The sequence below is a fragment of the Streptomyces sp. NPDC001315 genome (genome assembly GCF_042896175.1).
GTDB lineage: Bacteria > Actinomycetota > Actinomycetes > Streptomycetales > Streptomycetaceae > Streptomyces.
The window spans coordinates 904,993-919,129 of record NZ_JBIAWZ010000001.1 but is presented as its reverse complement, the minus strand read 5'-3'; the positions used below and the strand labels follow the sequence as shown (position 1 = coordinate 919,129).

Below are 14,137 nucleotides of genomic sequence, written 5' to 3'. Positions count from 1 at the left end.
TCAGTGCGACGGGTGGGTCAACGGGCCGATGCGGTACAGGACTTCGGGGTCGTGCGGACCGTCCGGGAACAGTTCCGAGCCGAACAGCACCTCACGGGTGACGGTCGCCCCGTGGCGGGCGGCGTACGAGGTGAACAGCCGCTCGGAGGCGGTGTTGCCCGGCGTGATCGTGGTCTCGACGGAGGTGAGCCCGCGCTCGGCCGCGATCCGGGCGGTCAGCCCGTCGAGCAGCGAGGCGGCGAGCCCGCGGCCGCGGTACGCCGGGTCGACCGCCACCTGCCAGACGAGCAGGGTGCGCGGACGCTCCGGCCGGACGTATCCGGTGACGAATCCGACGGGCCGCCCCTCCTCTCCGCGTGCCACCGCCGACGTACCGGCGAAGTCGCGGCACCACAGCAGATAGCTGTAGGAGGAGTTCAGGTCGAGCGTCCCGGAGTCCTTGGCGATTCGCCAGAGAGCGGCCCCGTCCGTGACCGACGGGCGGTCGATGTGCAGGTCTGCTTGTGCGGCAGTCATGCGAATTGAATTTACCGAGGGAAATTAAAAAATGCATGGAGGGAGGGGCTTACGTCCGAGCCGGTTCCGTGTTATCACGCGGGCGTGAGCAGGCGCGCAGCTGCATGGTGAATGTGCCGGTTTGTCCGGCACGAAAGCCGCAAAACAACCTTCCTGTGGAACGCGTCACATGGGTGTGACCTTCACGAAATCCCCGCGAATCACACCGGAAAGCGTTAGCGGAATCTTTGCGTTTAGATACGGGGTGAGCGGGCAGAAGAATGCGGGAAGCTACCCTCGATAGGAATTCCGGAATTACTCCGAATTCAGGCTCCGGTCACCCCGTCGATACGCTCCCGAAGAATGTCCGCGTGACCGTTGTGTCGCGCGTACTCCTCGATCAGGTGAATGAGCACCCAGCGCAGACTGACCTCGAGACCGGCCATCGGCCCGTCCGCGATCCGCCCGGTGTCCTCCAGCGACCGTCCCGCGTAGAGCTCCTGCCCCCGCGCGATCTCCCGGCGCCAGACCGCCAGCACCTCGTCGAGACCCCGCCCGGGGGCGAGGGCGTACCCGCTCTCCTCGTCGTACACCGGTGGGACGTCGAGACCCGCGAACACCCGCTGGAACCAGTTCCGCTCGACCTCGGCGAGGTGCTGGACGAGCCCGAGCAGGGTGAGGGACGAGGGATCGGCCGCCGCGACGCGCAACTGCGCGTCGTCCAGCCCCGCGCACTTGAGCTCCAGCGTGGCGCGGTGAAAGGCGAGCCAGCTCTCGAGCATCGGGCGCTCGCCGCCGGTCATGAGGGGGATGGGGCGGCCGTCGGGAAGGGATGCAGTCATGGGCGACAGCGTAGGGATCCGGCCCGTCCGCCGGTTGAGGACGAGCCGGGTCTTCGGCCCGTCATGGGGCCCCCGCTCGAGCGAAGCCGTGAGTGGGGGAGTCCGAGGACGAGGCCGTTCGGGTCGAAAGGGGGGTCTGGGGGCGGAGCCCCCAGGGTCGGGAACGGGAAGGGGCGGCGGGGGCGAAAGAGGCCGGAACCTCAGCCCACCGCTACCGCCACGCCACTACCGCCACGCATCCTCCACGGCCCGCCGAGCCCCCTCGAGATCCACGTCCAGCCCCTTCTCGCCCAGCGCGGCGCCCAGCGCCGCCAGACACGCCTGCACCGCCCCCATCGTCGCGTCCACCCCGTAGTGGTTGACCCGGATCATCTCCTTCGCCAACGCACCCCCGCCCGCGGCCAGCGGCAACGTCGGGTCCGACGCCAGCGCCCGGGCCACCAGCTCCGACGCCGCCACCCCGGACGGCGTCCGCAGCGTCGTGGCGACCGGCGCCGCGTCCTTCGCCTCGTACACGTACGGCTCCAGCCCCCCGCCCAGAGCCACCGCCCCCGCCCGCGTGGCCAGCGCGGCGCCCCGGTGCCGGGCCATCACCGCTTCCAGCCCCACCGTCTCGATCCGCTCGACGCACGCCTCCAGCGCGAGCATCTCCAGCTGGGCCGGCGCGTGCAGCAGCGCCTTGCGGCCGCCGTCGACCCACCGCTCCTTCCAGTCGAGCAGCGACAGGTACGACCGGCGCGGCGCCCCGGCGTTCGCGGCCATCCGCGCCCAGGCCCGCGAGCTCACCGACACCGCCGACACACCGGCCGGACCGCCCATCGCCTTCTGCGCGCCGATCACGCACAGGTCGACGCCCCACGCGTCCGGCAGCACCGGCTCGGCCCCGACGGAGGCGACGGCGTCCAGGTAGAACAGGGCGCCGTGCTCCCGCACCACCTCGCCGATCTCCGCGACCGGGTTGGTGTTGCCGGTCGCCGCCTCGGCGTGCACCAGGGACACGAAGTCGATCTCCGGGTGCTCGGTGAGGGCCTCCCGGATCTGGTCGGCGGTGACAGCCGTGTGGAAGGGCACAGCCAGGTCGACCACCGTGGCCCCGCAGTCGCGCAGCCAGTTCCCGAAGGTCTGCCCGTACGGGCCGGTGATCACGTTCAGGGCCGTCGTGCCGGGACCCGTCGTCGCGCGGATCGCGCCCTCCAGCGGGAGCAGCGCCTCGCCCTGCATGATCACGACGTCCTGCCGGGTGTCGAGCAGCCGGGCCACGCGGTCCTCGATCGAGGCGAAGTGCGCGGCGCTCAGCGGGGGCAGGTCGAGGAAGGGGTGGGTCACGGCGGTGCTCTCTTCGCTCTCTTCACTCACGAGTGGTCGACGGAGTCGAGGGTATCCGGCGGGCACCACCGCCTCTCCGACCGGCTACTTCCCAGGCCGGACAGTCACGAAGTCATCGGTTTGATTTGAGAGACCCAAACATCTCCTTATAATCGGAACCCACAGTTCACTCACAGCCCCCCACGGACCCCTTCAGGAGGTCACCCCGTGAACACGCTCCTCGGACGCCGGACCCGCGTCCTGGCCGCCACCACAGCGACGGTCGGACTGGTCCTCGTGGCCGGCTGCTCCTCGAGCGACGGCGGAGGCAGCGGTACCAAGACCGCGGCCGGCGGGGTCGAACTCGTCAAGGCCGGGCAGCTCACCACCTGCACCCACCTGCCGTACCCGCCCTTCCAGTCGGAGATCGACGGCAAGGTGCAGGGCTTCGACGTCTCCCTCATCGACCTGGTCGCCAAGAACCTGGGCGTGAAGCAGGAGATCCTCGACACACCGTTCGAGAACTTCAAGACCGGCGCGTTCCTCAACTCCGGCCAGTGCGACGTGGCCGCGGCCGGCATGACCATCACCGAGGAACGCAAGAAGAACGTCGACTTCTCCGACCCCTACTTCGAAGCCACCCAGGCCGTCCTGGTCGACAAGAAGAGCGGCATCACCTCCCTCACGGACGTGAAGTCCAAGGGCGTCAAGCTCGGCGCCCAGGCCCAGACCACCGGCGAGGACTACGTCAGGAAGCAGGGCTTCGACCCGGTCTCCTTCGAGTCCTCCGACGCCGTCCTCAACGGCCTGCGCAGCGGCCAGGTCAAGGCCGTCGTCATCGACTTCCCGGTCGTCCAGGGCTGGCTGAAGGACAAGGCCAACGCCGACGCCTTCAAGGTCGTCGACAACCTCAACACCGGTGAGCAGTACGGCTTCACGGTGAAGAAGGGCAACACCGAGCTCCTCGCCGCCATCAACAAGGCGATCACCGAGGCCAAGGCCGACGGCACGTACAAGACGCTCTACGAGAAGTGGATCGGCCCGTACGACGTGTCCGCCGCCTCGCCGTCCGCCTCATGAGTGATACCGCGAAGGTCGAAGTCCAGCCCCGCAGGAAGGGCCTGACCCGGCGCCAGAAGCGCAGCCTGTCGCGTGGCGCGCAGTACGTCGTCTTCGTCGCCGCCGTGATCGCCTTCGCGGTCACGGCCGACTGGGGCCGGCTGAAGAACCAGTTCGCGCAGTGGGACATCGCCCGGCAGATGTTCCCGGACGTCATCACGCTGGCGCTGAAGAACACCGTGCTGTACACGCTGTCCGGCTTCGTCGTCGGCCTGGTGCTCGGCATGCTGATCGCGTTGATGCGGCTGTCGTCGGTGGGCCCGTACCGCTGGTTCGCCGGCGTCTACATCGAGATCTTCCGCGGGCTGCCCGCCCTGCTGATCTTCATCTTCATCGGTGTGGCCGTCCCGCTGGCCTTCCCGGGCACGGAGATCCCCGGCGGGACGTACGGCAAGGTCGCCCTCGCGCTCGGCCTGGTGGCGGCCGCGTACATGGCGGAGACGATCCGCGCGGGCATCCAGGCGGTCCCCAAAGGGCAGCTGGAGGCGGCCCGCTCGCTGGGCTTCTCGCCCGCCCGCGCGATGGTCTCGATCATCATCCCGCAGGCGTTCCGCATCATCCTCCCGCCGCTGACCAACGAACTCGTCCTCCTCTTCAAGGACTCCTCGCTGGTGCTGTTCCTCGGTGTCACCCTGGAGGAACGCGAACTGTCCAAGTACGGCCGTGACCTGGCCAGCACGACCGCCAACTCCACGCCGATCCTCGTCGCCGGCCTGTGCTACCTGCTGGTCACGATCCCGCTCGGCTTCGTCGTACGCCGTATGGAGGCCAAGGCTCAGGAGGCCGTGAAATGAGCCGACCGGAGATCGAAGTACGCGACCTGCACAAGTCCTTCGGCGACAACGAGGTGCTGCGCGGCATCGACCTGGAGATCGGCCAGGGCGAGGTCGTCTGCGTCATCGGCCCGTCGGGCTCGGGCAAGTCGACCCTGCTGCGCTGCGTGAACCTCCTGGAGGAGCCCACGAAGGGGCAGGTCTTCGTCGGTGGCACCGAGCTGACCGACCCCGACGTCGACATCGACGCGGTACGCCGTCGTATCGGCATGGTCTTCCAGCAGTTCAACCTCTTCCCGCACCTGTCGGTGACCGAGAACCTCACCCTGCCGCAGCGCCGGGTGCTCGGGCGGGGCAAGGCGGAGGCTGCGAAGGTCGCCGCCGAGAACCTGGAGCGCGTCGGCCTGTCGGAGAAGGCGGACGCCTACCCGGCCTCACTCTCCGGCGGCCAGCAGCAGCGAGTCGCCATCGCCCGCGCACTGGCGATGGGCCCCGAGGTGATGCTGTTCGACGAGCCGACCTCTGCGCTCGACCCGGAGCTCGTCGGGGATGTCCTCGCCGTCATGCGCATGCTCGCCAACGAGGGCATGACGATGATGGTCGTCACCCACGAGATGACCTTCGCCCGCGAGGTCGCCGACCGGGTCGTCTTCATGGACGGCGGAGTGATCGTCGAGGACGGCGCCCCCGGCGAGGTCATCGGAAACCCGCGCCACGAACGCACCCGCCACTTCCTCTCCCGCCTCCTCGACCCCGCGATGGCCGAGGTGGAGGAGGAGACGTCCGACCAGGTGGGCGGGTCCGCCTAGCGGCTCACTAAGGTGCCGTACATGAGCGATCACGCGGTGCTGCACGTGAAGGGGCGGATCCTCGTCGGCCCGGACGAGATCCGCGACGAGCTGTGGGTCGTCGGCGGCCGGATCTCCTACGACCGTCCCGCCGGCGCCCGCGACATCCGCACCGTCGAGGGCTGGGCCCTGCCCGGCCTCGTCGACGCGCACTGCCACGTGGGCCTGGGCCCGCACGGCCCGGTCGACCAGGACGTGGCGGAGAAGCAGGCGCTGACCGACCGCGAGGCCGGCACCCTGCTCATCCGCGACGCGGGCTCGCCCTCCGACACCCGCTGGATCGACGAGCGCGAGGACCTGCCGAAGATCGTCCGGGCCGGCCGGCACATCGCCCGCACCCGCCGCTACATCCGGGGCTTCGCCCACGAGATCGAGCCGGACGACCTCGTCGCGTACGTCGCCCAGGAGGCCCGGCGCGGCGACGGCTGGGTCAAGCTGGTCGGCGACTGGATCGACCGTGACCTCGGCGACCTGTCGGCCTGCTGGCCGCGCGAGGCGGTCGAGGCCGCGATCGCGGAGGCCCACCGCCTCGGCGCGCGCGTCACCGCCCACTGCTTCGCCGAGGACTCCCTGCGCGACCTGGTCGAGGCGGGCATCGACTGCATCGAGCACGCGACGGGTCTCACGGAGGACCTGATCCCGCTGTTCGCCTCACGGGGCGTGGCCATCGTCCCGACCCTCGTCAACATCGCCACCTTCCCGCAGCTGGCGGCCGGCGGCGAGGCCAGGTACCCGCGCTGGTCGGCCCACATGCGACGGCTGTACGAGCGCCGCTACGACACGGTGCGCGCCGCCCACGACGCCGGCATCCCGGTGTACGTCGGCACCGACGCCGGAGGCAGCCTCGCGCACGGCCTGGTGGCGGGCGAGGTCGCGGAACTGGTGACCGCCGGGATCCCCCCGGTCGAGGCTCTGGCGGCCACGACGTGGGCTGCGCGCGGCTGGCTGGGCCGGCCCGGGCTGGAAGAGGGGGCCGCGGCGGACCTGGTCGTGTACGAGGGGGATCCGCGGGCGGACGTACGGGTGCTGGCGGCTCCGCTGCGAGTGGTGCTGAACGGGCGGATCGTCGAGTAGTTGACGAGGCGTGACCGACTGGGCGGGCACGTCGTTGCACTCCCTCGCGTGCGCGGGTGCGTCAACCCGTGCGCTCGCACGGAGGGAGGTACGGGGGTGGCGGCATGGAACACCCGTGCCGTGAGAATCGAAAACGTTCACGGGAAACCCACGATGGAGTGAAGTGACGGGGGATTGCCGCCTGTTCACTCGCAGTGCGTAATCCTTGCCGGGTCCCAAGCACGTCTCTTCTGGGGGTCCCCCACCTTGAACGGCAATCACTTCCGCATGCCCGCACGCCGTCTCGCCGCCGTCGCGGCGGCCACGGCCCTGGCCGCCGGTCCCGCGGCCCTCGCCACGGCGGGCGCCGCCCACGCGACCACCGACGAGGGGCGCGCGAGCGCCGCCGTCCTGCGCACCGGCCTCGACGTGGCCCTCCTCAACAAGACCGTGGACGTCCCGCTCGCGGTCTCCCTCAACGAGGTCCAGGCGCCGCGGCAGCAGAACGACGCGCAGCAGACCGCGTTGACGGCTCACCTCGACGGCGTCGACGGCGGAAAGCCCTTCAGCGTGCTGCGCGCCGACGTGGCGACGGCCAGGGCGACGGTCACGTCCACCAAGGCCGAGGGCTACACCGACCTCGCCCACGTCAGGCTCCACGTCCCCGGCCTGCCCCTGCTGTCCGTCATCGAGGTCGAGGGCATCACCTCGAAGGCGACCTGCGAGGCCGGGAAGACACCGGTCGCGACGTCCGACGTCCTCGGCTCGGTGACCGTCCTCGGCAAGCGGGTCACGCTGACCGCGGGCGGCCCCACGGACGTCAAGGTGCCCGGCGTCGGCGAGGTACGCCTGGACCTGTCGAAGCGGGAGACCACCTCCCGTACGGCGGCCGCGACCGCGCTGGAACTCACGGTGTCCGTCAACCCGTTGAAGCTGAACGTGGCCGAGGTGGAGGGCACACTGTCCCTGGCGAGGGCGACGTGCGAGGCGCCGGGGGCGGCACCGGCAAGCGCTGACCCGGGATCCGCGGCGGACCCGGGATCCGACGTGAAGGCGCAGGGCGCGCCCGCGAAGGCCGACCTGGCGCAGACCGGCGGGAGCTCGGTGACGCCGTACATCGCGGGCGGCGCGGTAGCGCTGGTGGTGGCCGGCGGAGGAGCGGTGGCGGTGGCGCGGCGTCGGGGCTGAGCACAGAGAATCCGGCCCTCCGGCGTTCGAGGAGCGGGGGGCCGGGGCAGCGCACCCCGGGATGGGACGGGAAGGGGCGGCGGGGGCGAGACCCCCCGCCTCACTGTCCCAACGCCCGTCCCAGCGCCCGCAGAAACCCGCTCACCGTCCCCCGGTCCCGCACCGCCAGCCGCACCCACTCCTCGCCCAGCCCCGGAAACGTGTCCCCGCGCCGCACCGCGAACCCCAGCTCCCGCAACCGATGCCGCACGGCGCCCGCCTCCGGCATCCGCACCAGCACGAACGGCCCCTCCGCCGGCTCCACGACCCGCACCCCCGCCGCCGCGAACTGCGCCAGCCCCGCGACCAGATGGGCCCGTTCACCGGCGACGCGATGGGCCGCGTGGGCAGCCTCCGCCAGCGCCTGCGGACCCACGCACGCCTCGGCCGCCGCCAGCGCCGGCGTGGAGACCGGCCACAGCGGCTGGGCCCGCTCCAGCGCGAAGATCGTCTCCGGGGACGACAGCACGTACCCGATCCGCAGCCCGGCAAGGCCCCACGTCTTGGTGAGGCTGCGCAGCACCACAAGTCCCGGCACGTCCGTCCGCGCGGCCAGCGCCTCCCGCTCGCCCGGCACCGCGTCCATGAACGCCTCGTCGACCACCAACGTCCGTCCCGGGCGGGCGAGTCCGGCGATCGAAGCGGCCGGATGCAGCACCGACGTCGGGTTCGTCGGATTGCCGATGACCACCAGGTCCGCGTCCTCCGGCACCGCCGCCGGATCCAGACGGAAGCCGTCCTCCGCCCGCAGCAGCACCCGGTCCACCGTGTGTCCCGCGTCCCGCAGCGCCGCCTCCGGCTCCGTGAACTGCGGGTGCACGACCACCGGCCGGCGCACCTTCAGTGCGCGCGCGAGCAGCACGAACGCCTCCGCCGCGCCCGCCGTCAGCAGCACCCGGTCCGTCGGCAGCCCGTGCCGAGCCGCCACCGCCGCCCGTGCGGCCCGCCCGTCCGGATACGCGGCCAGCCCGGTCAGCGACCCCGCGATCCGCTCCCGCAGCCAGGCCGGGGGAGTGTCCGCGCGGACGTTGACGGCCAGGTCGACCAGCTGTGCCCCGTCGTCGCGCACCTCGGCGTCCCCGTGGTGGCGCAGGTCGTGCCCGTCCGCGATGGAATCCTCAGTGCGCATGCGAGTGCGTGTGCCCCCCGTGATGGTGGTGCCCGTGGTGGCCGTCGTCGTCCGGGTGGAAGTGCGGCTGCTGCGGCAGCCCCACCTTGTCCTCGAAGCCCGGCAGCGCGATGCGGTACACGCACGAGTCGCAGTTCATCCGCAGATCGCCCTTCACCGCCTCCGCGTACCGCTCCATCACCAGGTCCAGGAGTTCCGGCTCGGGACCGATCACGTCCGCCGACCGCACCTCGACCTCGGGATGCGCGGCCGCCCAGCCCTCCGTCTGCTGCCGCACCCGGTCCGGCAGGATGCCGGTGAAGAGGAAGTAGGGCAGGACGACGATCCGGCGGGCGCCCAGCCGCACGCACCGGTCGAGGCCGCTCGGCACGTCCGGCGCCGCCAGCGACACGAACGCCGTCTCCACACCCGCGTATCCGCGCCCCTCCCACAGCAGCCGCGCCGCCTTGTGCACCTCGGCGTTGGCGTCCGGGTCCGTCGAGCCGCGCCCGACCAGCAGCACGGTCACGTCGGCCCGGTCCTCGGGCGTCCGGCCGGTACCGCCGAGCGCCTCGTCGAGCCGCCGCTCCAGCACGTTCAGCAGCGACGGGTGCGGGCCCAGCGGACGCCCGTAGGTGTACGAGATCCCGGGGTGCCGTTCCTTCTCGCGGGACAGTGCCGCCGGGATGTCGCCCTTGGCGTGCCCGGCGGACACCAGCATCAGCGGCACGGCGGCGAACCGGCGTACCCCCCGCTCCACCAGCTCGGTCACCGCATCGCCCAGCGGCGGCGGGGACAGCTCGATGAAGCCGCCCGCGACGGGCAGTTCGGGGTGGCGGCGACCCAGCTCCCGTACGAAGTCGCGGAACGCCTCGGCTCCGGCATCGTCCCGGGTGCCATGGCCGGCGATGAGCAGGGCGGGCGGCGGGGTGGTCACGATTTCTCCTCGGAGTGCGAAACGGAGTGGTACAGCAGGGCGTTGAGCGCGGCCGCGGCGACCGCCGAACCGCCCTTCTCGGACACGTTGCTCACCGCGGGCAGCCCGCTCTCGCGCAACGCCGCCTTGGACTCGGCCGCCCCGACGAAACCGACGGGCAGACCGATGACGAGCGCGGGGGAGGCGTCCAGCGTCAGCAGCTCCTCCAGGGCGGTCGGCGCACAGCCGATCACCCACAGGGCGCCGGGGCCGACCTCCTCGTACGCCAGCCGGATCGCGTGCGCCGAACGGGTCAGCCCGGGACCGGACCTGGCGTCCTTCAGCCGGCAGACGGTCTCACGGCGGGTGATCCCGGCCGCGACCATCTCCACGTCCACGACCACCGGCGCCCCCGCGTGCAGGGCGGCGTGCGCCTTCTCCAACCGCCCCTCGTCCAGGACGAGATCGGTGGCGTAGTCGAGGTCGGCGGCGGAGTGGATGACCCGCTCCACCACCGCCCGCGACAGCGGCGGGAAGTGCGAGGTGTCCAGGCGGGCGCGCAGCCGCCGGAAGGACTCCTGCTCGATCGGGTGGACCACACGGTTCACTTGGTGTCCTCCTGCGGGTCCGTGGCGGAGCCACTGATCGATGGAGCCTGCCAGCGGTAGCCGCGCGGGGTGACCATGCGCCCCGCGATCTGCCGGGTCGCCGTGTTGCCCACGGTCACGACCGTCATCATGTCGACCGTCGCCGGGTCCAGGGCGGCCAGCGTCGTGACCCGGCTGGACTCGTCCGGGCGAGACGCGTTCCGTACGACACCGACCGGCGTCGCCGGCTCCCGGTGCTCCGCGAGGATCGCCAGGGCCTTCGGCAGCTGCCAGTCGCGGCCCCGGCTGCGCGGGTTGTAGAACGTCACGACGATGTCCGCCTCCGCCGCGGCCCGCACCCGCCGCTCGATGACCTCCCACGGCGTGTGCAGGTCGGAGAGGCTGATCGACACATGGTCGTGGCCCAGCGGCGCACCCAGGATCGCCCCGGCCGCGAGCGCCGCCGTCACGCCGGGCACCCCGACCACGTCGATGTCGTCGGACGCCTCGGCGAGCGCGGGCGAGGCCATGGCGTACACGCCCGCGTCCCCGCTCCCGATCAGCGCGACGGCCTGCCCGCGCCGGGCCTCGGCGACCGCGGTCCGTGCCCGTTCCTCCTCCGCGCCCAGCCCCGACGCCAGGATCCGGGTGCCGGGCCGCAGCAGATCGCGGATCTGGTCGACGTACTGGTCGAGCCCCACGAGCACGGAGGCGCGCCGCAGCTCCGCCTCGGCACGCGGGGTCAGCAGGTCCCGGGCGCCCGGCCCGAGCCCGACCACCGCGAGCCGCCCGCGCCCCGGCCGCCGTACGACGGCACAGGTCGCCATCGCGGGCTGCCCGTCCGCACGCTCGGACTTCCGCTTGGGGACGAGGAGTTCACCGCCCCGCACGAGGGCGGCGGCCTCCGCGACGGAGGGAGTACCGACGGCGGCGAGCGGCGCGTCGGACGGGTTCGGCACCTCGACGGCCGCCAGCTCCTCGGCGGAGTACGTCACCAGGGGCACACCGAGCCGCTCGGCGGCGGCCAGGATGCCCGGCTCCTCGGCCTTGGCGTCGACGGTGGCGAGTTCGGCGACGCTACGCGCGGACAGCCCCGCGTCCCGCAGCACCCGCTCGACCAGCCCGAGCACCTCGTCCGCCGGTGCGCCCCTGGAGGCGCCGACACCGACGACCAGGGACGGCGGACGCAGCAGCACCTCGTGTGCGGCGGGCTCCACCGCGCGGTCGGTCAGCCGGATCGTGTACGCCCCCCGCGCCGCCACCGGCAGCGGAGGCAGCGGCCAGGACACCTCGGCGTCGAGCGCCACCGGCTCCCCGTCCAGCAGGGCCCGGGTCACCCCGGCGACATCCCCCTCCAGGGGGAGGCCGAGCGTGTCCAGCCCGGGGACGCCCACCGCGTCCGTCGCCGTGGTCACCACCGGCTCCGCACCCAGCAACCCGCCCACCACACGGGCGAGTTCGTTGGCGCCGCCGCCGTGCCCGCCCACCAGCGACACGGCGAACCGCCCGCCCTCGTCGACGCACACCACACCCGGGTCGGTCCGCTTGTCGCCCAGCAGCGGTGCGACGAGCCGTACGACCGCCCCCGTCGCCAGGAAGCACACCAACTGCTCGCACTCCGCGAACGCCCGCCGTACGGCGTCCCCCACGGGTCCGTCGTACACCCGCGTACGGTCCGGCCATGCCGCGGCCAGCCGGTCGCGCGCCGCCGCCCCCGCCGCGGTGGCGGAAATGAGGCCGATCACTGGGCAACTCCTTCGGTACGCACCGCGGGGCGGGTGCCCCACAGCAGGAAAACGGGATTGGTGGCCGCCAGCCGGGTCACGTCCCCCGGCAGCGGCGCGAGCCGCGACGACTGCAGCAGTACGCCGTCGCAGTCGAACCCGGCGCCGGTGAGCGCCGCACGTGCCGCCGGTACCCGGTCGAGCGCGGCCATCGCGACGACCACGGTCCGCCGGGCCCGCCACGCGCACGCGGTGACGATCCCGGGCAGTTCACGGCCCCCGCCGCCGACGAACACGGCGTCGGGATCGTCGAGTTCCGCCAGCGCGTCCGGCGCCGTGCCGTGCACCACGTGCACGTCGACGCCGTGCGCGGCGGCGTTGGCGCGGATCCGCCCGACGCCGTCCGGGGTCTTCTCCACCGCGGAGACGGCGGCGCCCAGCCGCGCGCACTCCACCGCCACGGAGCCGGAGCCCGCGCCGACGTCCCACACCAGGTCGCCGGGGCGCGGCCCGAGCCGGGCCAGCGCCAGCGCCCGCACCTCGAACTTGGTGATCATCGAGTCGCGGTGCGCGAACCCGGTCTCGTCCAGCGCCCAGCCCGCGGGCCCTGGCGCCGCGCCGGCGACCGAACGCACGTCACCGACCGTCCGCGACTCGTCCAGGCACAGCACCACGCTCACCGTCGAACCCCAGTCACGGGCGGCGGCCTGAGCCGGCGTCACCCGCTCGACGCGTTCGCGCTCCGGGTCGCCCAGCGCGGAGGCCACCACGAGGACACGCTCGGCCGACGCGCGGGCGAGGGCGGCCGCCAGCTCGGCGGGACCGGCGCCGGGCCCGGTCAGCACGGCGGCCTTCGGATGGGCGCGGCACACATTGACCGCCGTACGCAGTTCCCGCCCGTGCGCGCTGACGACCACGGCGTCGTCCCAGGTCAGCCCGATCCGCGCGAACGCGGTGGCAATGGACGACACCCCGGGCCGGACGTCGAGCGCCCCGGCCCCGAACCGCTGTGCGAGCACCCGCACGATCCCGAAGAACCCCGGATCCCCCGAGGCGAGCACGACGACCGGCCGCCCCTTCCCGACGTACTCCCCGATGGTGTCGAGAGCGGGCGCCAGCGCCCCGAGGACGATCAGCTCGGCCGTCTCCGGCAGCCGCGGCCGTACGGCGTCCAGGTGCCGTCGGCCGCCCACGACGAGCTCCGCCCCCGCGAGGACGTCCCCCGGCGGCGGCGCGCCGGTTCCCGTGCCGACAACCGTGATCACGTGCCGGCACCCCGTGCGCGCAAGGCCTTGCGGGCCTCCGGGTCGGCCTTGCGGTAGCCGTGGAAGTGGCCCGGGTGGTACAGGTGCGAGCGCGTGCCGCCGGCGTTGAGCGCCGGGCCGACCAGGAACAGGGTGTGCTTCCAGAGCTTGTGTTCCTTGACCGTCTCCTCCAGCGTGCCGATCGTGCACTTCACGATCAGCTCCTCCGGCCAGGTGGCCTGGTACGCGACGACGACGGGGGTGGAGGTCGGGTAGCCGCCCTCCAGCAGCTCCCGCACCAGCTGACCACTGCGCGCCGCCGACAGGAAGACCGCCATGGTCGTCCCGTGCTTGGCGAACTCGCGCACCTCCTCCCCGGGCGGCATCGGCGTCTTCCCGCCGCCGAGCCGGGTGAGGATCACGGACTGCGCGACCTCGGGGATCGTCAGTTCGCGCTGCGCGAGCGCGGCGACGGCCGAGAAGGAGGAGACCCCGGGCACGATCTCCGTCTCGATCCCGATCCCGGCACACCGGTCGACCTGCTCCTGCGTACCGCCCCACAGAGCGGGATCGCCGGAGTGGATACGCGCGACACGCAGGCCCTCGGCCCGGGCCCGCTCGTAGACGGCCACCACGCCCTCCAGGGACATGGTCGCCGAGTCGAGGATCTCCGCGTCCTCCCGCGCGTGCTCGAGGACATCCGCCTGGACCAGGCTCGCGGCCCAGATCACGACGTCGGCCTCGGCGATGGCGCGCGCGGCCCGGAACGTCAGCAGGTCGGCGGCGCCGGGGCCGGCACCGACGAAGGTCACCTTGCCGGTGGGGGCATCGGCCATGGGTTCGAGTCCTCTCGTACGGAACTTCAACGTGATGGGGGTCGGACGTGCGCGAGCGGG

14 protein-coding genes are annotated in these 14,137 nt (G+C 72.6%); 5 read left to right on the top strand and 9 right to left on the bottom strand.

Annotation, left to right across the window (positions count from 1 at the left end; genetic code table 11):
- From ectA to ACFY16_RS04000, 3 genes are all read right to left on the bottom strand, one after another.
- On the bottom strand, positions 1-516 hold the full coding sequence (ectA, locus tag ACFY16_RS04010) for a diaminobutyrate acetyltransferase (protein WP_390645481.1): 516 nt from the start codon (positions 514-516) through the stop codon (positions 1-3).
- Between the two features lie 305 nt (positions 517-821).
- Positions 822-1,337 (bottom strand): DinB family protein, encoded by a 516-nt coding sequence (locus tag ACFY16_RS04005; RefSeq protein ID WP_390645480.1) that lies wholly within the window; start codon positions 1,335-1,337, stop codon positions 822-824.
- Between the two features lie 225 nt (positions 1,338-1,562).
- Positions 1,563-2,663 (bottom strand): pyridoxal-phosphate-dependent aminotransferase family protein, encoded by a 1,101-nt coding sequence (locus tag ACFY16_RS04000; protein ID WP_390645479.1) that lies wholly within the window; start codon positions 2,661-2,663, stop codon positions 1,563-1,565.
- A 207-nt stretch (positions 2,664-2,870) separates the two neighbouring features.
- Here ACFY16_RS04000 and ACFY16_RS03995 point away from each other — a divergent pair, with 207 nt between their 5' ends.
- The 5 genes from ACFY16_RS03995 to ACFY16_RS03975 all read left to right on the top strand — a co-directional run bounded on the left by ACFY16_RS03995 (position 2,871) and on the right by ACFY16_RS03975 (position 7,623).
- Positions 2,871-3,722 (top strand): transporter substrate-binding domain-containing protein, encoded by an 852-nt coding sequence (locus ACFY16_RS03995; RefSeq protein ID WP_390645478.1) that lies wholly within the window; start codon positions 2,871-2,873, stop codon positions 3,720-3,722.
- Positions 3,719-4,555, top strand: a complete 837-nt coding sequence (locus ACFY16_RS03990; RefSeq protein ID WP_390645477.1) for an amino acid ABC transporter permease — start codon at positions 3,719-3,721, stop codon at positions 4,553-4,555. The genes ACFY16_RS03995 and ACFY16_RS03990 overlap by 4 nt, the downstream gene beginning before the upstream one ends.
- Positions 4,552-5,343 (top strand): amino acid ABC transporter ATP-binding protein, encoded by a 792-nt coding sequence (locus ACFY16_RS03985; protein ID WP_390645476.1) that lies wholly within the window; start codon positions 4,552-4,554, stop codon positions 5,341-5,343. Before ACFY16_RS03990 ends, ACFY16_RS03985 begins: the two co-directional genes overlap by 4 nt.
- A 21-nt stretch (positions 5,344-5,364) precedes the next feature.
- A complete protein-coding gene (locus tag ACFY16_RS03980) occupies positions 5,365-6,456 on the top strand; it encodes an amidohydrolase family protein (protein WP_390645475.1) in 1,092 nt (363 codons plus the stop codon).
- Between the two features lie 246 nt (positions 6,457-6,702).
- A complete protein-coding gene (locus tag ACFY16_RS03975; protein WP_390645474.1) occupies positions 6,703-7,623 on the top strand; it encodes an SCO1860 family LAETG-anchored protein in 921 nt (306 codons plus the stop codon).
- A 100-nt stretch (positions 7,624-7,723) separates the two neighbouring features.
- Here ACFY16_RS03975 and cobC read toward each other — a convergent pair whose 3' ends face one another.
- The 6 genes from cobC to cobM are packed head-to-tail and all read right to left on the bottom strand — an operon-like array spanning position 7,724 to position 14,077.
- Positions 7,724-8,791, bottom strand: a complete 1,068-nt coding sequence (cobC, locus tag ACFY16_RS03970; protein WP_390645473.1) for an Rv2231c family pyridoxal phosphate-dependent protein CobC — start codon at positions 8,789-8,791, stop codon at positions 7,724-7,726.
- Positions 8,781-9,707, bottom strand: a complete 927-nt coding sequence (locus ACFY16_RS03965; protein ID WP_390645472.1) for a sirohydrochlorin chelatase — start codon at positions 9,705-9,707, stop codon at positions 8,781-8,783. The genes cobC and ACFY16_RS03965 overlap by 11 nt, the downstream gene beginning before the upstream one ends.
- Positions 9,704-10,294 (bottom strand): precorrin-8X methylmutase, encoded by a 591-nt coding sequence (locus ACFY16_RS03960; RefSeq protein WP_390645471.1) that lies wholly within the window; start codon positions 10,292-10,294, stop codon positions 9,704-9,706. The genes ACFY16_RS03965 and ACFY16_RS03960 overlap by 4 nt, the downstream gene beginning before the upstream one ends.
- Positions 10,291-12,018, bottom strand: a complete 1,728-nt coding sequence (cobJ, locus tag ACFY16_RS03955) for a precorrin-3B C(17)-methyltransferase (protein WP_390645470.1) — start codon at positions 12,016-12,018, stop codon at positions 10,291-10,293. The genes ACFY16_RS03960 and cobJ overlap by 4 nt, the downstream gene beginning before the upstream one ends.
- Entirely contained in the window at positions 12,015-13,262 is a 1,248-nt protein-coding gene (cbiE, locus tag ACFY16_RS03950; RefSeq protein WP_390645469.1) for a precorrin-6y C5,15-methyltransferase (decarboxylating) subunit CbiE, read from the bottom strand. The genes cobJ and cbiE overlap by 4 nt, the downstream gene beginning before the upstream one ends.
- Positions 13,259-14,077 carry a precorrin-4 C(11)-methyltransferase gene (gene cobM, locus ACFY16_RS03945; RefSeq protein ID WP_390645468.1) on the bottom strand — a complete coding sequence of 273 codons (819 nt, stop codon included), beginning with the start codon at positions 14,075-14,077 and terminating at the stop codon, positions 13,259-13,261. The genes cbiE and cobM overlap by 4 nt, the downstream gene beginning before the upstream one ends.
- Positions 14,078-14,137 lie beyond the last annotated feature (60 nt).

What these genes read in the sequence shown, in the direction of transcription:
- cobM (WP_390645468.1), bottom strand. Translation starts at nt 14,077, where the DNA reads ATGGCCGATGCCCCCACCGGCAAGGTGACCTTCGTCGGTGCCGGCCCC.
- cobC (WP_390645473.1), bottom strand. Translation starts at nt 8,791, where the DNA reads ATGCGCACTGAGGATTCCATCGCGGACGGGCACGACCTGCGCCACCAC.
- ACFY16_RS03985 (WP_390645476.1), top strand. Translation starts at nt 4,552, where the DNA reads ATGAGCCGACCGGAGATCGAAGTACGCGACCTGCACAAGTCCTTCGGC.
- ACFY16_RS04005 (WP_390645480.1), bottom strand. Translation starts at nt 1,337, where the DNA reads ATGACTGCATCCCTTCCCGACGGCCGCCCCATCCCCCTCATGACCGGC.
- ectA (WP_390645481.1), bottom strand. Translation starts at nt 516, where the DNA reads ATGACTGCCGCACAAGCAGACCTGCACATCGACCGCCCGTCGGTCACG.
- ACFY16_RS03990 (WP_390645477.1), top strand. Translation starts at nt 3,719, where the DNA reads ATGAGTGATACCGCGAAGGTCGAAGTCCAGCCCCGCAGGAAGGGCCTG.
- ACFY16_RS03980 (WP_390645475.1), top strand. Translation starts at nt 5,365, where the DNA reads ATGAGCGATCACGCGGTGCTGCACGTGAAGGGGCGGATCCTCGTCGGC.